Raw genomic sequence first — 17,703 nt, 5'->3', positions numbered from 1 at the left:
GAACTCAGCAGTGAAACGATGCATCGCCGATGGTAGTGTGGGGTTTCCCCATGTGAGAGTAGGTCATCGTCAAGATTAAATTCCAGAATCCCTGTCTGCTCACGCAGACAGGGATTTTGTTTTTGTGGCTGAAAAAGAGCGTGCACGCCATCTCAACCACATAGCGCGCAGAATCAGTGTTTATGCTGATTTTTGTCAAAAAAAACCTGCGGACATGCTGTTCGCAGGTTGGGGTGAAACTAAAACGCTAATTACGAAATTATTCGCCGCGATAAATGCAGCCGCTGGTACAGGTTTCGTGAATTCTTATCGCTGACAGCTCTGGCAGCAAAGGTTTTAGCTCCTGCCATATCCACTTGGCAAGCACTTCGCTCGTTGGATTTTCCAGGCCAGGAATGTCATTCAAATAATTATGATCAAGCTGTTCATATAGAGGCTTGAAAATTGCTTTGATCTCTGAAAAGTCCCGGATCCATCCAGTCGAAGCGTCTATTTCACCGCTTAAATGGATTGCTACTTTGAATGAATGGCCGTGCAAGCGTCCACATTTGTGTCCTTGCGGGACGAAAGGAAGGCGGTGCGCGGACTCGAAGGTAAACTCTTTGAAAATTTCCACAATGTTCGAAGCTCTTGAAGAAAAGGGTCTTTCACGTGTGTGATGACAGCAGAAATAGAGTCTAACAGTTAACCCCGGTATAGCGCTCAACCTGCGCGTAACCGGAGTATGATCAGCGACTAAATGCCTGGCATCTTCAGTTTAAGTTAAGCCATGACCCGTAGAGTTAACACCTCCAGCATGGAACACCATCCTCTGCGCTGGACAACAGGAGATTCCATGTACATGAGCGGGCGCGCTATAAGTCTGCTGGTTTTTATGCTTTGTGCTTTTGGCTCGCAGGCTATGGCGCGGGATTTGGGGCAGGATGAAGCGCTGCGTCTGCGTCAAAAAGGGATTATTTTGCCGTTTGAACAGTTGGTAGACAGAGCCCTTAAGCGTTATCCGGGTTCTCGATTATTGGAAGTCGAGCTGGAAAAAAAACACGGTCGTTATGTGTATGAAATCGAATTGTTGACCACGCAAGGCGTTGTGCGAGAACTCAAGTTCGATGCCCGTAAAGGTGAATTGTTCGAAGATAAGGAAGACGACTAATGCGTTTGTTGCTGGTTGAAGATCATGTGCCATTGGCTGATGAGTTAATTGCTGCCCTGACCCGTCAAGGGTATGCCGTTGACTGGCTTACAGACGGGCGTGATGCTCTCCATTCGGGGCAAAGCGAACCGTATGATCTGATCATTCTTGACTTGGGGTTACCAGGCCTTCCAGGTATCGACGTTCTGCAGAAGTGGCGCGCAGGTGGGGTGACTACGCCAGTGTTGATACTCACAGCGCGCAGTTCGTGGGCGGAACGAATTGAGGGCCTAAAGGCGGGAGCTGATGATTATCTGACCAAGCCGTTCCATCCAGAAGAACTGCAATTGCGCGTGCAAGCGCTGTTACGCAGGTCTCATGGCCATGCCAATCAACCGCTTTTAACCTCTGCAGGCCTGCAGTTGGATGAAGGGCGTCAATGTGTCACCCGGGACGGGGTCGATATTCAACTGACTTCTGCCGAGTTCCGGTTGTTGCGGTACTTCATGTTGCATCCCCAACAAATCCTCTCTAAAAGTCATCTTTCGGAGCACCTCTATGATGGTGAGACAGAACGTGACTCCAATGTATTGGAAGTGCATGTAAACCACCTGCGCCGCAAGTTGGGGCGCGATGTGATTGAAACTCGCCGAGGGCAAGGATACATATTTGGATCAATCACCCCATGAGGTCGATCCAGCGCAGGCTTAGCCTTGGGCTTGTCAGTGTGTTGCTGGTAGCGGGCCTTGTGGTGGGGCAAGTTAGCCTGTGGTTATTTGAAACCGGTTTGCAGCGTTACCTGGAATCAGGTTTGCAAAATGACAGTGAAAACCTGTTGATTGCATTAAGCCGGGGGCCTCAAGGATTACAGCTGGACGAGCGACGTCTTGCACCTGCTTATCAGCGTCCGTTTTCCGGGCATTACTTCAGTATTGAGTTTGGTGATACTCACTGGAGATCTCGATCCCTCTGGGACAGTCAACTGCCAAAAACAGCCCAGCCTGGCTTGAGCGGCACACTTCAGCCGGGCCCTGAAGGCCAGATGTTGCTCGTGCTGCGCAGTGACTACAAACGTTTAGGGCAGGTGGTTTCCATCACGGTTGCCCAAGATTACTCGCCCATACGCGCCAGCCTGCGGCAAGTACAGCGCATTGGATTGGCCATGGGCGTGGCAGCGTTGATAATCATCCTGATGCTGCAACGTGTAACCGTACAACGTGCACTGCGGCCGCTGGAGATAGCCCGTAAACAAATAGCTCAGTTACAGCAGGGGCAGCGCTCTCAGTTGGATACACAAGTCCCTCTTGAGCTGGAACCGCTGGTCAAACAAATTAACCACCTCCTGGCGCACACCGAGGACACCCTCAAGCGTTCACGTCATGCATTGGGCAATCTGGGGCATGCTCTGAAAACGCCCTTGGCTGTGCTGATGAGCCTTGCCAACGACGCACGCCTCGCAGCTTATCCCGACATTCAGCGCACATTACATGACCAGTTGGAGCACATTGAGCAGCGCATGAATCGTGAGCTTAATCGGGCACGGCTCGCAGGAGATGCCTTACCGGGTGCCCAGTTTGATGCCGACGCTGAATTACCTGCGTTGCTCGCCACTTTAAGCATGATTCACGGCCAGCATCTGGCGATTACCTTTGACTCACCGCCGAACCTGCATTTGCCCTGGGATCGCGAAGACATGCTTGAATTATTGGGCAACTTGTTGGACAACGCTTGCAAATGGGCGGATGCACGCGTCGAGCTGCGTCTACGGCAAACGACTGCCGGGTATGACATCGAAGTGCAGGACGACGGTCCAGGCATCCCAGAGGCAGAGCGCGATCAAGTGTTCAGTCGCGGTACGCGTCTCGACGAGCAGACGGCTGGCCATGGCCTTGGGTTAGGGATCGTGCGCGACATCGTCGACGCATGGGGTGGGAGCATGCAATTGACGACAGGTGAGTGGGGCGGTTTATTGGTCACCATCCAACTGGTGCAGCGTGCAAACGGGGCGACGACAGCCTGAGGCATGTCGTCGCCTTTGCACAATCAGACCCTGAACTGATCCATGAGTGTCTGTTGTTGATTGGCCAGTTCGTTAAGCGACTGACTGACCCGCGCCGATTCGTTTGCTTGTTCAGACAATGACTCGGTCACGTCACGAATAGTCGACACATTGTTGTTGATCTCTTCCGCGACCGAGCTCTGTTCTTCCGCCGCACTGGCAATCTGCAAATTCATGTCAGTAATGACTGTCACAGCATTGCCGATTTGCTGCAGTGCAGTCACGGCTTGTCCGACCTGTTCAACACTGCCTTGCGCTTGACGATGGCTATTGCTCATCGAACTCACCACCACCTGCGTGCCAGCTTGCAAGTGCTCAATGACCTGACGGGTTTCCTCGACCGATTCCTGCGTGCGACGAGCCAGGTTGCGTACCTCATCAGCCACTACTGCAAACCCGCGGCCTGCTTCGCCTGCGCGGGCCGCCTCAATAGCAGCGTTCAGCGCGAGCAGGTTGGTTTGTTCGGCAATCGCGCGAATCACTTCAAGTACCGATCCGATTTTTTCACTGTTGGCGGCCAGTCCCTCCACTTGGGTCATGGCCTCGCTCATGTCTGCAGCCAAGTGATCGATGCTGCGGGTGGTGCGATCAATGATGGTCAGACCTTCACGGGTTGCCTGATCCGCCTCACGTGCAGCTTGCGCGGCCTGAGCAGCGCTGCGGGCGACGTCTTGTGCAGTGGCGCTCATTTCGTGGGATGCCGTCGCGGCCTGATCGACCTGACGGTATTGCTGTTCCATGCCAGCGCTGGTCTGCGTGGCAATCGCCGCCGACTGATCAGCCGTACTGCGCGCATCCTGTACGGAGCGTTTAACCTCGGCGATGATCGGCTGTAATTTGTCCAGAAAGCGGTTAAACCAGCCGGCTAACTGGCCTAGCTCATCTTTTTTATCGTACGTCAGGCGCCGCGTCAGATCGCCCTCGCCACTGGCAATATCCTCCAGCATATTTGCTACGCCAAGGATCGGGCGAGTTACGCTGCGAGCCATCAACCAGACAAGCACCAGGCCTATCACCGCTGCGAGCAGGCCCAGGCTTAACTCCATCAATGCCCCGGCATTGTTGCGTTCATCAAGTTCGGCTTGCAGGGTCTCGGCGGGACCGACCAGAACTTTTTCAGGTACATCCAGTAAAACGCCCCACGGCTGGCTCCCCGGAATCGGGTAGAAAGGCGTGAGTACTTTCAGCCGGCCATGATCCCGTATGCTTTGGGCTTGCCCACCTGTGGCCATCATTTGTAGGAGCTGTGCGCCATCATTGCTGTCGACGGCGTCCAGACGCTGACTGAGTTTGCTGGCATCGGCACTGTAGCCAGCCAGCAGGCCGACCGAGCTGATAATCCCGACATGGGTCTGGCCGCCATAGAGTTTCTGGCTGGCCTCCTGGCTAAGGGCTTGCAAGCTATTGAGGTTGATATCCACCGACAGTGACGCAATCACTTTGCCGTTTACCATGAGCGGAAACACAATGCTGGTCAGCAGCACGTTTTGCCCGTCTATTTCATAAAAATAGGGCTCAATGATGCACGGTTTTAGCGTCTTGCGCGGGCATGTGAACCACGTGTTATTGGCCTGTCCGCTTGGACCGGTAGTGGTATCGGCCATATCACTTTCCGGAAGCGCCATCGACGTCAGCTTGCCCGGCGTCGGTTGCGACCAATACAGGGCAAAACGGCCCTTGTCGTTACTGCCCAGTTCTTTCTGATGATCAAATAGTGGGTCCTTTCCATCCAGTGCGTTGGCTTCAAACACCAAAGACAATCCGAGCAGGTCCGGATTTGCCTGCAAGGCCGCCTTGACCTGACGGGTCAGGTCTTCACGCAAATCAAAAGCATCCAGGAAACGCTTTTCCGATTGCTCACGCAGAAAAAGAACCTGTCGGGCGAAGCCATTTCCATATTGGTACGCATCCATGAACTGACGACTGATGGCCAACGCTTGAGCTTCGCCCTGAGATTCGATTCGGGCCTGGGCAGACTCATTAAGCATCTGGGTGCTGGAGGCTTTAACCAGCTCCGAGTTGTGCTCCATGCGATAAAGGGACAAGCCCACCAGCAACGTCACAATCGCCAATAAACAAAGTCCGGAAAGCAGGGTGATTTTCCATTGAATGGAAAGCTGTCTGATCGACATGGAGACATCCTAAAAAGAGGCTTTGTCTGTTAGCGGCCGACAGACGCATTTCTTTACCGTTGAAACCTGAAATCAGGCTTTTTAAAATTTGATTTGGCCCTGTATTTATTAGGGTTAAAGCCGGATGGATGGGGTTTGAGGACGACGCATGGCACGCGCTTTGACAAGGCGGCGAAGCTGCTGCAAAGTGTGCGCCCTCAAATAAATCCTCCTTTCCAAATCCGGCGACTGGAACAGCAGTCTTTTGCCCGGAATCATCTGCATGACGGTGTTTTTCCGTCGTGTGTGCCATGAGGTTGTAATGATAAATGCAGTTGTTGCCGCGGTCGGCATCATGTTGGTGCTCAGTCTGTCCCGTGTGCATGTGGTCATCGCCCTGATCGTCGGTGCTGTCGTTGGCGGGCTGGTGGGCGGGTTGGGTGTCGAAGCCACCCTGAATGCGTTCAACAACGGGCTGGGCGGTGGCGCACAGGTCGCGCTTTCGTACGCGATGCTGGGGGCGTTCGCTGTCGCCATTGCTAAATCGGGCCTGGCACATGCCTTGGCTGACAAGGCACTGACACTGGTGAACACGCAACAGGCCGTTGGCGGGAATCGGGTGAAGTGGCTATTGATCGTCCTGTTACTGGTGGTGGCCATCTCCTCGCAGAACATCTTGCCGATCCACATTGCGTTTATTCCTTTGCTGGTTCCGCCGCTGCTGTATGTCCTGACCAAATTGAAAATCGACCGTCGTCTGATCGCCTGCGTCATGACGTTTGGTTTGATCACACCGTACATTTTTTTGCCCGTGGGCTTTGGCAACATCTTTCTCAACCAGATCTTGCTGGCTAACGTCAGCAAAGGTGGCGTAGACGTCAGTCAGGTCAATGTCACCCATGCGATGGCCATTCCGGCATTGGGCATGTTGTTCGGTTTATTGGTCGCCGTGTTCATCAGCTATCGCAAAAAGCGTGAGTACGACTTGTCGAAAATCGAGCAGGTCGAGCAAGTTGCCATTCGCTACAACCCGCGCACCCTGCTGGTTGCCGGGGGTGCAATTGCGGCGGCATTCATTGTGCAGTTGTGGCTGGGCTCGATGATTATTGGCGCCCTGGTCGGCTTCCTGATCTTTTCAGCTTCGGGCATTGTGCGCTGGCGTGAAACCGACGATCTGTTTACTGAAGGTATGAAAATGATGGCCATGATCGGCTTCATCATGATCGCCGCCTCGGGTTTTGCCGAAGTGATGAAAGCCACCGGTGAAGTGAAATCGCTGGTCGAAGCTTCTGCTGGCTGGATCAATCACAGTAAAGGCATCGGCGCACTGCTGATGCTGCTGGTCGGCTTGCTGGTGACCATGGGTATCGGTTCGTCCTTCTCGACAGTGCCCATCCTGGCAGCAATTTTTGTTCCCTTGTGCGTGCAACTGGGCTTCAGCCCAATGGCCATCGTTTGCATCGTCGGTACTGCTGGCGCATTGGGGGATGCCGGCTCGCCTGCTTCGGACTCAACCCTCGGCCCGACCTCCGGTCTGAACGTTGACGGCCAGCATCACCATATATGGGATACCGTGGTGCCCACCTTCCTGCATTACAATCTGCCGCTATTGGCGTTCGGCTGGGTGGCGGCGATGACGTTGTAAACCGCTTGCCCGAAGTACCTGAATAAACAAGTTGTGTGGCGGGTCTTAACTTTGAGCGTTTCAGGCCGTTAACGCAGTACGTAGTCCCTAAATAGAGTAAAAGCCATGCGCCTGAGCCTGAAGGCAAAAGTATTGTCCCTCGCGGTGTTGCCGGTCTTGTTGTTTGCCCTGGTCATCAGCCTGACGACTGTCTGGATTTTGCAGGACCAGGCCGACAAGGAAGTTGAGGAAACCCGGCAACGCCTGCTCAATGATGCCAAGGCCACCCTGCAAAGCTACGTGGAAGTGGCGATGAGCGCGATCAAGCCCCTCTACGATGCGGCGCAACCCGGGGATGAGGCGGCACGGGCGCAGGTGATCAAGTTACTTTCCAACATTACCTATGGCACTGATGGGTACTTTTTCGGCTACGACTCGCAGACGGTGCGCCTGTTCAAGGGCAATAGCCCGGAAGGCGTCGGCAAAAACTTTCAGGACAACCGCGACCCGAATGGCGTGTACACCAACCGCGAGTTGGTACGCGTGGCCAAGGATGGCAGCCACTATGCCCAATACAGCTCATCATTACCGGGGAACGAGCGCGTACTGGTACCCAAGTTGGGCTATACCGAATACTTGCCCAAATGGGACATGGTGATAGGCACCGTTGTTAATCTGGATGGCATCGAAGCGCAGGTTGCAGAGGTCGAGGCGGGTGTCAAAGAACGCATGCGGGGCATGATCCTTAGCACCTTGGCCATCACCGTTGTCGTCCTGCTGGTGATCGCGGTGATTGGCATGCTCGTAGCCAACACCATCCTGCGACCGTTGCACCTGATGAAGGCCAACCTGGACGACATTGCAGCCGGAGAGGGTGACTTGACCCACCGCCTGGCAATCACCAGCCAGGACGAGCTCGGCGAATTGGCCAGTTCCTTCAACCGCTTCGTGGATAAAATTCACGCAATGGTTCGCCAAATCACTGACATGACATTTCAATTGACAGCGCTGGTCGGGCAAGTCTCTGAGCAGGCCCACCGGTCTGAGCAGGCGATGGAGCGTCAGCGTCACGAAACGGATCAAGTGGCCACCGCCATCAATGAAATGTCCTCGGCAGCCCAAGAAGTGGCACGCAGCGCTCAGGGCGCTTCCGTAGCGGCACAGAAAACCGATGAAGAAGGCCAAATGGCCAAGCGTGTTGTCGATGGCAGCATTCAGCAGATTCACTCGTTGGTCAGCGATATCCGCAGCAGTGGGTCTTCGCTGGACAGTTTGCAGCAGGATGTAACCTCTATTGTCAGCGTGCTGGGTGTGATCCGCTCGATTGCAGACCAGACCAACTTGCTGGCCTTGAACGCTGCCATTGAAGCTGCGCGTGCGGGTGAAGCAGGTCGAGGCTTCGCGGTAGTCGCCGATGAAGTGCGGGCGCTGGCCAGCCGTACACAGCAAAGTACGCAAGAGATTCAAGGCATGATCGACCGCCTGCAGCAGGGCACTGATGAGGCCGTCCAGGCGATGCGTCGATCGAGTGAAGCGGGTGTCGGGACTTCGGAGCAAGCCAACCAGGCAGGCGAATCACTGGACGCCATGGCGCAATTGATCGGCACCATCAACTCAATGAACGCACAGATTGCCAGTGCAGCAGAAGAACAGACAGCGGTCGCCGAAGAGATCAATCGCAGTGTTCACCAGATTGCTGTTGCCGTGGATAACGTGGCAGACGAGACCCAGCAAAGCGCTCAAACGACTCGCAGCCTTGCACAGTTGGGGCAGCGCCTCGGAGACCTGGTAGGGCAGTTTCGTATTTGATTGACAGATGCTGCCGAAGACAACGCACCTTTCGTTAACTTCGGCAGCGGTTTCAGGTTCAGGGTAATTCGATGCGGCCCATCTCGCCCGGCACGATTGGCCATTGCCCGGCCGCCCAACGCGCCCTGGCCCGTTCAATGAGTGCCTGATCACTGGCGACGAAATTCCAGCTCATCCGGCGCGGCCCATCCAGTGGCGCGCCGCCGATGATTACGACGTGACAGGGGCTGTCAGCGCATAACGTCACGTCCTCTCCTGCCGACAGCACGTTGAGGGTGCGCACTTCCAGCGGCTCGCCATTGGCTTTCGCATCGCCTTCCAGCACATACACCGCACGCTCTTCATGCTCGGCCGGGATCACCAGGGTGGTCGCGGTTTGCATTTGTACGTCGGCGTAGAGCGTGGGGGAAAGCACGGGTACCGGCGAGGTCAGGCAAAACCCGGAACCTGCGATCAGGCAAATCCTTACACCCAGGGAATCGCTCACAGGCAGGCTATCAGCCGGGTGATAGCGATAGTGGCCAGCCCCTTGTTCCTCCTCTTTGGGAGACGCAAGCCACACTTGCAGCCCGTGAATGTCAGAGCCGGCAGACAGAAAGGGTTCAGGGGTGCGCTCAATGTGAGCAATGGCGGCCCCTGCCGTCATCCAGCTGACGTCACCCGGACCGACGTGTTGATCGGAGCCCAAGCTGTCCTTGTGCTGCAAATGGCCTTCATACAAATAGGTCAGTGTCGACAGACCGATGTGAGGATGCTGTCGGATATTCATACCGCGGCCTGGCAGATAGCGGGTATGCAGGATGTGATCAAAGAATACAAAAGGGCCGACACTGCGGCACTTGGCAGAAGGTAGCGGGCGCAAAATAGGTTGACCTTCCACCTGTTCAGCGCGGGGGCGAATCACGATACGTGCAGACATGAGCCTGCTCCGGCAATCAAGGAGCGCTGAGCATAACCCAGCGCTCCCTGTTAGCGCGTACTGTTTACTGGCTGAACGCGCCTTCGGACAGGTGCGTTTCAATATCGATGTGAGCGGATGTCATCAGTTTGTGTACCGGGCATTTGTCGGCAACTTTGTGTAGCTCCTCGCGCTGTGCGTCCGTCAATACGCCCTTGAGCGTCAACTTCACGATCAGCTTGTATTGACCTTCTTTTTCCTGCTCCGCATCGTGCTTGATCTCGACGGTTACGCCTGTCAGCGGGATGTCTTTTTTTTGTGCATACATCTTCAGTGTCAGCGCTTTGCAGGCGGCCAATGACGCATCGAAGTAATCGTGAGGTGACGGTGCGCTTCCTTCGCCGCCCGCGCTTTTAGGCACGTCGGTAAACACTTCGTAGTCATCGATCTTGATGCTGTGACGAAAACCATCGTGTGACACGGTATTAACGGTAACAGTCATGGCAAACCTCGGCTTGGCAGTGAGTAAAGGTCCTGATCTTTATAGAGCATCTGGGGGATTCTGCGTTCCATTTAAAAACCGTCGCATGAACCCCTGAGGCCCTGATCGGGTCTACCTGTATCAATAATTGAGGATGACGCATTGAGATTCACAGCAGTGTTTTTGGCTTTTGGGGCGTTGGTGGTCAGTGCCGCGGTGGATGCTCGCGAATACGCCTACAGCGACGCGCATTTGCATTACGTGGATTTTTTCCAGGAAACCGCAGGCATGCCAGAACTGCTGCGAGCGATGGAGAAAAATCGCATCGAACACGTCATGATTTCTGGTATTCCAGTGGCAAAAAAATGGCATGAAGACGAGCCCAAGCGTCCTCGTTACTACGCCGGCGATGACGCTGACGCCTATTGGTACAGCGCCACCGATGTGTGGGTTGCCGAGGCGGTCAAGCAACTTAGCGCTGAGCAGCGTCGGCATTTTCACCCATTTCTGTCCGGCTTTAATCCGAATGACAAGAACTCCGCAGCGCACATACAGCGCATGCTCGACCTCAATCCGGGTCTGTGGCAGGGCATTGGCGAGGTATTCACCCGCCATGACGACCTGACGGCATTGATTTCCGGGGACACGCCGCGCGCCAATAATGAAGCCATGATGCGTATTTACACCTTGGCGGCCGAGCATGACCTGCCCGTCTTGGTGCACTCCAATATCACCTCCAAGCGTGAAAAAAACCCTTTGTACCTGGCAGAAATTGAAGAACCGTTGGGGCAGCATCCGGATACGCGCTTCATATGGGCACACGCCGGTACGAGCGCCGAGATTCATCGGCATCAAACGCAGATGGATTTTTTATTACCGACGCTGACACGACTATTGGCAACGTACCCCAACCTTTATGTCGACCTCTCCTGGAGCATGCTCACGCCTTATTTGCTGGATGAGCAAGGCAAGCCAAGGTCGGAGTGGGTGGCGTTAGTTGAGCGCTTCCCTGAGCGCTTCATGCTGGGGTCCGATGTAGTGGGACGTTTCGACAAATTAGGTCAGGAAATGCGAAGTTTTGATCCCTTTTTAAATGCGCTGCCTGTTGAAGTCGCTCACAACGTCGCTAAGGATAATTTTTTGGCGGTCTTACCAAAACATCAACCTTGAATGGGTCTGTTAGCGCAGATGCGTAACATTGTTTAAGTGAGTGCGGCCAGAGGCCTGGATGGAAGTAACGCGCATAAACATGCGTGTCAGTTCAATGATGCCTCTGGGCGCGCACTCACGGATGCAGGTCAATCTGTTGGTTTACAATCCGCGAGGCGCGGGATCATTCATCCGATGATGTAATGACCTTGGAGAGTATTTAGTTTTGCCAGCGCGGGATTGTAGTTTATTGAGGAAGACAGTAACTGAAAGTCGATTTCTCTTCTTTCACTGCTTGTTTTGCGGTCGGCGGCGGACCATGTAAGTTCAATTTCTCCGGTGTCTTCATTATGGGTGCAAGCTGTCCAGGGTTTTTTAAACAGACTTGTTCCTGGCGCCACTGTAAAAGAGACGCGCCAATAGCTGACATTTTCATCAGGTAAGTCAAGGCTAATCTTGTGGCTGTAGACGCGCCTCTTGCTGGCGTAGTCTTCCCAACTGGCCAGCAGCGCTTCCCGCATATTCAGTTCTACCCGGGGATCAAAAGGTGCTCTGACTCTCAATGGGGTAGAGACGCCTGGCACCCCTTCAGGGCTGTAATACGTGAATGTACCCAGCTCTACCACGCTTGCGTCTGCAGGTAAGCCACGAGGTGTCACCGTGACGAAAATCTCGGGCTTCCAATGTTCTGAATTGTAGGTAGGTGTGTAGTACCAATGTCCGTCACAACCATTGGCATGCGGTTGGTAACCATATTGCGTGTTGTACATGAAAATGGAGTCAACTTTACTGCCGTTGTGCATGACCGCTTCAATCCTCGCCCCGATGCGCTCCTTTTCGCCTGTTGTTTTTAGCTTGATAGTGAGTGTGCTCTTAACACCATTGATGGCGTCTGGTAACGCCGGTTGCGTCATGTTCGTCATGATCGATTTCATCGCTCTTCCTTGTGCGCGTGAGTATTTATGTGGAGTAGGACTGTATTAACTAACCGTAGTCGATGCGAACCGTAATGCAGTAAATCGATGTTATTAAATGTGACTCAGTGCATTCAAATAATCAGAACTTACGGACGCTCTATCCGCAGTAAATGATTCTGTTGTTTTATGGCGTTAAGGGGGCGTGATCGGAAGTGGTCAAGTGGAGGGGTAACAGGCACTTAGTGCAGTGCTGTTTTCAACGCTCCAATACTACGGATGTAGCAAAGTAGCGGGCATAAAAAAGCCCTGAGCATGTCAGGGCTTTTTTAATGAGGCCAGGGATGAGCTTATTTGCCAGCCCAGCGCTTCAGAACCAGCGTGGCATTGGTGCCGCCGAAACCGAAGCTGTTGCTCATGACAGTGTCGATTTTTGCATCTTCACGGGTTTTGGTCAGGATCGGCATGTCAGCGACCGCCGGGTCCAGTTCCTCAATGTTGGCCGAGCCGGCAATGAAGTTGCCTTCCATCATCAGCATGCAGTAGATCGCTTCGTGAACGCCTGCGGCGCCCAGGGAGTGACCCGACAGGCTCTTGGTGGAGCTAATGGCTGGCGCGTTTTCGCCGAATACTTCTCGCACGCCTTTCATCTCGGCAATGTCGCCTACCGGGGTCGAGGTGCCGTGGGTGTTGATGTAGTCGATAGGCGCGTCAACGGTAGACATCGCCATCTGCATGCAGCGAATGGCGCCTTCGCCGCTTGGAGCAACCATGTCGTAACCGTCGGACGTTGCACCGTAACCTACGATCTCGGCGTAGATTTTGGCGCCACGGGCCAGCGCGTGCTCCAACTCTTCAACCACAACCATGCCACCACCACCGGCAATGACGAAACCGTCACGCTTGGCGTCGTAGGCACGTGAGGCTTTTTCCGGTGTGTCGTTGTACTGGCTGGAGAGGGCGCCCATGGCGTCGAACAGGAACGACTGGCTCCAGTGCTCTTCTTCACCACCGCCGGCAAATACGATGTCTTGCTTGCCCATCTGAATTTGTTCCATGGCGGTACCGATGCAATGAGCACTGGTGGCGCAGGCAGACGCGATGGAGTAGTTCAGGCCCTTGATCTTGAACGGTGTAGCCAGGCAAGCCGATACGGTGCTGCTCATGGTCCGCGTTACACGGTATGGGCCAACACGTTTCACGCCTTTTTCGCGCAGGATGTCGAGCGCTTCCATCTGGTTCAGGGTCGATGCGCCGCCCGAACCGGCAATCAGGCCGGTACGCGGGTTGGAGACTTGCTCCTCGGTTAGGCCCGAATCAGTGATGGCGTCTTTCATGGCCAGGTAAGCGTAAGCAGCTGCGTGGCCGACGAAACGATAAATCTTGCGATCGATCAGTTCTTCGAGGTTCAGGTCAATGGAGCCGGAAACCTGGCTACGCAGACCCATTTCGGCATATTCCGGGTTGAATCGGATGCCAGGGCGACTTGCACGCAGGTTAGCGGAGACGGTCTCTTTGTCATTGCCCAGGCACGAAACGATGCCCAGACCAGTGATAACGACGCGGCGCATGCGGATAACCCTTAGAAGTTGTCAGTTGAAGTGAAAACGCCGACGCGAAGGCCTTCGGCGGTGTAAATTTCGCGACCGTCAACGGTCACCGAACCATCGGCAATGGCCAGGTTCAGCTTGCCTTTGAGCACGCGCTTGATATGGATGTTGTAAGTGACTTTCTTGGCGGTCGGCAGTACCTGACCGAAGAATTTCACTTCACCCGAGCCCAAGGCGCGGCCACGGCCCGGCAGACCTTGCCAGCCGAGGTAGAAGCCCACCAGTTGCCACATGGCGTCGAGGCCCAGGCAACCTGGCATCACCGGATCACCTTCAAAGTGACAGGCGAAGAACCACAGGTCAGGGGTGATATCCAGCTCGGCGACCAATTCACCTTTGCCGTACTTGCCACCCTCTTCACTGATATGGGTGATGCGATCCACCATCAGCATGTTAGGGGCGGGCAGTTGCGCGTTACCTGGGCCGAACAGTTCGCCGCGGCTACAGCGCAGCAGATCTTCCCGAGTAAAGGCGTTTTGTTTGGTCATGCGAGCTCCTCAATAATCCCATGCGGCAAGGTGGGGCAAATCTTCCCGACCAACTGAAACATATCGGCTTCAGTTCGCCAGCCTACACATAGACTATTGCGTAGTAGTGAAAGTCACAGCGCCAAGGGCACAAATGTACACTTGTTCACTGAAATTTAAATTCAGGCCGGTTCAGGGCCCCAATCGGGTGCCTAAGACTGCCGCACTTTTAGGTTTTACGCCAGTCGCAGGTAGGCTAATAGCCATAAGTTACTGGACCCAGCGCAGCAGTATTTGTTCCAGATCAGTGCGTTTGAACGGCTTGGCCAGGTAATCGTTCATTCCGGCTTGCAGGCACGCTTCGCGGTCGCCCTGCAACGCGTTGGCAGTCAGCGCAATAATAGGCACGTCCCTGCAACCCACCAATTGGCGGATCTGTCGGGTCGCCTCATAACCGTCAATGACCGGCAGCCTGCAGTCCATCAGGATTGCAGTAAACGCTTCAGTGTTGGCCCGATGGATGGCCTGAGCACCGTCACTGACCATGCTCACTTCATACCCCAGGCTGCTAAGCATGGCTTCGATAACGGTCTGGTTGACCGGGTTGTCTTCCACCAGCAGTACCTTGCGTCCTTTAATGCATGCGCTGTCCGCAGTCATCGTCGGCCTTTGGTTAATGGCAATGCGCTGGTGCAATTCCAGGGGGATTTCCAGGGTGAAGACTGAGCCGTGAGCTTCTTCGCTCTGGGCAAGCAAGCGACCGCCCATGCGTTCCGCCAGGGTGCGAGCGATGGGCAAGCCAAGCCCGGTCCCACCGTAACGTCGAGAAATCGAACTGTCGGCTTGCTGGAAAGCCTTGAACATCGACTCAAGTTTGTCTGCGCCGATCCCGATCCCGCTGTCGCGTACCGTGCAAGTGAACCAGATGAGTTCATGATCCAGCGGTTGCCAGGCAGGCTCGATGCTGACTTGACCCTGCTCGGTGAACTTCAGTGCGTTGCCGATCAGGTTCACCAGTATCTGACGAATCCGGGTTGGGTCGCCCAGTACATGCAGGTCCTGCAGACCGTCCGCCATGTTCAAGTTCAGTTTCAAGCCCCGCTGTACGGCACTGTGCTGAAAAGCTTGCGCGCAATTGCCCACCAGCTCGGCAAGGTTGAACGGGATTTGCTCCAGCTCCAGGGTTGAACGCTCGATTCTGGAGAAATCGAGGATGTCATTGATCACTTTGAGCAAGTGTTCCGTGGACTCCGATGCCAGGGCGGCGTACTCGGCCTGTTCGTCTGTCATGTGGGTGGTTTCGAGCAATTGCAGCATCCCCAGAACACCGTTCATCGGGGTCCGTAATTCATGGCTCATCATGGCCAGAAAGTCGGTTTTTGCGCTGTTGGCGCGCTCTGCTTCCTCGCGGGTCTGTATCAACTGGGCAATCGCTGTCTGCTGTTCACGGCTGGCCTGTGCCAGACCTTCTGCCAGGTTATTGATGTGCCGGGCCAGGCTGCCGAGTTCCCCATCGTCAACCACCGGTAAAGGCGTGTTGAAATGGCCCTGTTGAATAGCCTTCACCGCATCGCTCATGTCGCTGATGGGGCGGGAGAGGTTGGAAGCCAGGCGCCGGGCCAGTAAGTAGGTAAAGCCCAAGGCAAACAGCGCAAGGATCATGGCTTTTAACAGAATGTCCTGCTGGCGCTGGTTGAAGGCATCACTGGACATGCCGACCAACACCCGCCCCAGATAATCCTCGGTCGCAGGTGTCATGGGATCGTTATCGGGCTTTCCTGAAATGCTCTGCACCCTGACAGGCGCCTGAAACACTTCCACATCGTTGCTGCGCCCTGTTTCATTCAACGGTTGCTCTGCATGCACCAATACGTTGTTGGCCCGATCCTGAACCTGGACGAATTGCACGTGCGGTGTGTTCAACGAGGCTTTCATCAAGGTTTCCAGCACATGCGTGTTGCCGGAAATCACCCCAAACTCAGTGGCGGGGGCCAGTTGGTTGGCAATCAGCTGGCCTGTGTGGTTGAGCTCTTGACGCAAGTCCTGCAGGCGCACGAAGGTAAAAAAGCTGATGAGCAGCAACGTCAGTAGCAGGGCGGGGCCCAAACTCATCATTTGGGTGCGGGCGTGAATATCCCAGCGGCGTCGGTCAGCCATGAGTGTGAGGTTCCGTAAGCCGGCGCCAGGGTGCCGAGATCAGCCGTGACGTGCAGTCAGTCATGCATGTGTACAGCCAGGCTGCCTCGTGTGTGAATGAATGGGCGGCATGTTAACCGAGCTGAATCAGTTTTCCAGTCAAAACCCTGCACTTTCTGAGGGAACAGACGCGCCTGGTCGCTGCAGGGGGGACTGGTCGCAGCGGATGTGCTCCGTATAATGCCGCCATTGCCACGGCTAGATGGATAACGGGATTGCTATGACTGAACAGCGCGCTATTGCGGTCTTGGGGGGCGGGAGTTTTGGCACCGCGGTGGCCAACCTGCTGGCGGAAAACGGTCACCCGGTACGTCAATGGATGCGCGACCCGGTGCAGGCCGAGGCGATTCGGCTTAACCGTGAGAACCCTCGTTACCTTAAAGGCATCAAGATTCATCCCGGCGTTGATCCGGTCACTGACTTGCAAGCCACCCTCGACGCATGTGAATTGTGTTTTGTCGCCTTGCCTTCCAGCGCGTTGCGTACTGTGCTGTCAGCGCATGCCGATCGTTTGAGTGGCAAGATGCTGGTCAGCCTGACCAAGGGCATTGAAGCCCACAGCTTCAAGCTGATGAGCGAAATCCTTGAGGAGATCGCCCCGCAAGCCCGGATTGGCGTGTTGTCTGGGCCTAACCTGGCGCGCGAAGTCGCGGAGCATGCGCTCACGGCCACGGTCGTTGCCAGTGCTGATGAAGCCCTGTGTACGCAGGTTCAAGCGGTTTTGCACGGTCGCACGTTTCGCGTATACGCCAGTGCCGACCGCTTTGGCGTAGAGCTGGGTGGGGCGCTTAAAAACGTCTATGCAATTATTGCCGGCATGGCGGTAGCCCTTGGCATGAGGGAAAACACCAAAAGCATGTTGATTACCCGTGCCTTGGCAGAAATGACGCGATTTGCTGTCAGTCAAGGCGCCAACCCGATGACATTCCTGGGTTTGGCCGGGGTAGGGGATTTGATCGTGACCTGTTCTTCCCCTAAAAGCCGTAACTATCAAGTGGGGTTCGCCCTGGGTGAAGGCCTGAGCCTGGACGAGGCGGTCTCGCGCCTTGGGGAAGTGGCGGAAGGCGTCAACACGCTGAAAGTGCTCAAGGCCAAGGCCCAAGAGCTGAATGTCTATATGCCGTTGGTGGCGGGTCTGCATGCCATCCTGTTTGAAGGGCGTACCCTCAATCAGGTGATTGAAGTGCTAATGCGGGCCGAGCCCAAGACAGACGTCGATTTTATTTCCACCAGTGGTTTCAACTGAGCTCGACAGG

General features: G+C 55.0%; 14 protein-coding genes, 1 rRNA gene and 3 pseudogenes. 9 read left to right on the top strand and 9 right to left on the bottom strand.

Features of this window, described 5'->3' with window-relative positions:
- Positions 1 to 75 (top strand): 5S ribosomal RNA (gene rrf, locus CJF39_RS23625); the annotation flags it as partial.
- A 184-nt stretch (positions 76 to 259) separates the two neighbouring features.
- Here the strand turns inward: rrf and queD are convergent.
- Positions 260 to 616, bottom strand: coding sequence for a 6-carboxytetrahydropterin synthase QueD (queD, locus tag CJF39_RS04745; RefSeq protein WP_094992385.1), 357 nt, complete (start codon positions 614 to 616; stop codon positions 260 to 262).
- 219 nt (positions 617 to 835) lie between these two features.
- Between queD and CJF39_RS04740 the strand changes: the two genes are divergently transcribed.
- From CJF39_RS04740 to CJF39_RS04730, 3 genes are read left to right on the top strand one after another with little or no spacing between them, the layout of a single operon-like run.
- A complete protein-coding gene (locus tag CJF39_RS04740) occupies positions 836 to 1,150 on the top strand; it encodes a PepSY domain-containing protein (RefSeq protein ID WP_094992384.1) in 315 nt (104 codons plus the stop codon).
- Positions 1,150 to 1,818: a response regulator transcription factor gene (locus tag CJF39_RS04735; RefSeq protein WP_094992383.1), complete on the top strand. Its 669-nt coding sequence runs from the start codon at positions 1,150 to 1,152 to the stop codon at positions 1,816 to 1,818. The genes CJF39_RS04740 and CJF39_RS04735 overlap by 1 nt, the downstream gene beginning before the upstream one ends.
- Positions 1,815 to 3,149, top strand: a complete 1,335-nt coding sequence (locus CJF39_RS04730; protein ID WP_094992382.1) for an ATP-binding protein — start codon at positions 1,815 to 1,817, stop codon at positions 3,147 to 3,149. Before CJF39_RS04735 ends, CJF39_RS04730 begins: the two co-directional genes overlap by 4 nt.
- A 23-nt stretch (positions 3,150 to 3,172) precedes the next feature.
- Here the strand turns inward: CJF39_RS04730 and CJF39_RS23620 are convergent.
- Both CJF39_RS23620 and CJF39_RS23615 read right to left on the bottom strand, forming a co-directional pair.
- Positions 3,173 to 3,688, bottom strand: a pseudogene (locus CJF39_RS23620) (methyl-accepting chemotaxis protein); the annotation flags it as partial.
- 342 nt (positions 3,689 to 4,030) lie between these two features.
- Positions 4,031 to 5,101: pseudogene (locus CJF39_RS23615) on the bottom strand (HAMP domain-containing protein); the annotation flags it as partial.
- A gap of 523 nt (positions 5,102 to 5,624) precedes the next feature.
- Here CJF39_RS23615 and CJF39_RS04720 point away from each other — a divergent pair.
- The 3 genes and pseudogenes from CJF39_RS04720 to CJF39_RS23605 all read left to right on the top strand — a co-directional run bounded on the left by CJF39_RS04720 (position 5,625) and on the right by CJF39_RS23605 (position 8,732).
- Positions 5,625 to 6,944: a Na+/H+ antiporter family protein gene (locus tag CJF39_RS04720; RefSeq protein WP_169963636.1), complete on the top strand. Its 1,320-nt coding sequence runs from the start codon at positions 5,625 to 5,627 to the stop codon at positions 6,942 to 6,944.
- A gap of 105 nt (positions 6,945 to 7,049) precedes the next feature.
- Positions 7,050 to 7,874: pseudogene (locus CJF39_RS23610) on the top strand (cache domain-containing protein); the annotation flags it as partial.
- Positions 7,875 to 7,889: 15 nt separating this feature from the next.
- Positions 7,890 to 8,732 carry a methyl-accepting chemotaxis protein gene (locus tag CJF39_RS23605; protein ID WP_432760230.1) on the top strand — a complete coding sequence of 281 codons (843 nt, stop codon included), beginning with the start codon at positions 7,890 to 7,892 and terminating at the stop codon, positions 8,730 to 8,732.
- 58 nt (positions 8,733 to 8,790) lie between these two features.
- Here CJF39_RS23605 and CJF39_RS04710 read toward each other — a convergent pair whose 3' ends face one another.
- Both CJF39_RS04710 and CJF39_RS04705 read right to left on the bottom strand, forming a co-directional pair.
- Positions 8,791 to 9,651, bottom strand: a complete 861-nt coding sequence (locus CJF39_RS04710) for a pirin family protein (RefSeq protein WP_094992378.1) — start codon at positions 9,649 to 9,651, stop codon at positions 8,791 to 8,793.
- A 64-nt stretch (positions 9,652 to 9,715) separates the two neighbouring features.
- Positions 9,716 to 10,132 carry an OsmC family protein gene (locus tag CJF39_RS04705; RefSeq protein WP_094992377.1) on the bottom strand — a complete coding sequence of 139 codons (417 nt, stop codon included), beginning with the start codon at positions 10,130 to 10,132 and terminating at the stop codon, positions 9,716 to 9,718.
- 141 nt (positions 10,133 to 10,273) lie between these two features.
- Here CJF39_RS04705 and CJF39_RS04700 point away from each other — a divergent pair, with 141 nt between their 5' ends.
- Positions 10,274 to 11,281, top strand: coding sequence for an amidohydrolase family protein (locus tag CJF39_RS04700; RefSeq protein WP_094992376.1), 1,008 nt, complete (start codon positions 10,274 to 10,276; stop codon positions 11,279 to 11,281).
- A 167-nt stretch (positions 11,282 to 11,448) separates the two neighbouring features.
- Here CJF39_RS04700 and CJF39_RS04695 read toward each other — a convergent pair whose 3' ends face one another.
- From CJF39_RS04695 to CJF39_RS04680, 4 genes are all read right to left on the bottom strand, one after another.
- Positions 11,449 to 12,195: a hypothetical protein gene (locus CJF39_RS04695; protein WP_094992375.1), complete on the bottom strand. Its 747-nt coding sequence runs from the start codon at positions 12,193 to 12,195 to the stop codon at positions 11,449 to 11,451.
- A gap of 329 nt (positions 12,196 to 12,524) precedes the next feature.
- Positions 12,525 to 13,745, bottom strand: a complete 1,221-nt coding sequence (gene fabB, locus CJF39_RS04690) for a beta-ketoacyl-ACP synthase I (RefSeq protein ID WP_047276123.1) — start codon at positions 13,743 to 13,745, stop codon at positions 12,525 to 12,527.
- Between the two features lie 11 nt (positions 13,746 to 13,756).
- Positions 13,757 to 14,272, bottom strand: coding sequence for a 3-hydroxyacyl-[acyl-carrier-protein] dehydratase FabA (gene fabA, locus CJF39_RS04685; RefSeq protein ID WP_032859207.1), 516 nt, complete (start codon positions 14,270 to 14,272; stop codon positions 13,757 to 13,759).
- A 249-nt stretch (positions 14,273 to 14,521) separates the two neighbouring features.
- Entirely contained in the window at positions 14,522 to 16,408 is a 1,887-nt protein-coding gene (locus CJF39_RS04680; RefSeq protein ID WP_094992374.1) for a response regulator, read from the bottom strand.
- Positions 16,409 to 16,667: 259 nt separating this feature from the next.
- Here CJF39_RS04680 and CJF39_RS04675 point away from each other — a divergent pair, with 259 nt between their 5' ends.
- On the top strand, positions 16,668 to 17,693 hold the full coding sequence (locus CJF39_RS04675) for an NAD(P)H-dependent glycerol-3-phosphate dehydrogenase (protein ID WP_094992373.1): 1,026 nt from the start codon (positions 16,668 to 16,670) through the stop codon (positions 17,691 to 17,693).
- Positions 17,694 to 17,703: the final 10 nt, after the last annotated feature.

It is taken from the genome of Pseudomonas lundensis (assembly GCF_002269125.1).
In the GTDB taxonomy this organism is placed as follows: domain Bacteria; phylum Pseudomonadota; class Gammaproteobacteria; order Pseudomonadales; family Pseudomonadaceae; genus Aquipseudomonas; species Aquipseudomonas lundensis_A.
The sequence above is the reverse complement of the archived record's forward strand: the minus strand, read 5'-3'. Positions and strand labels throughout refer to the sequence as shown.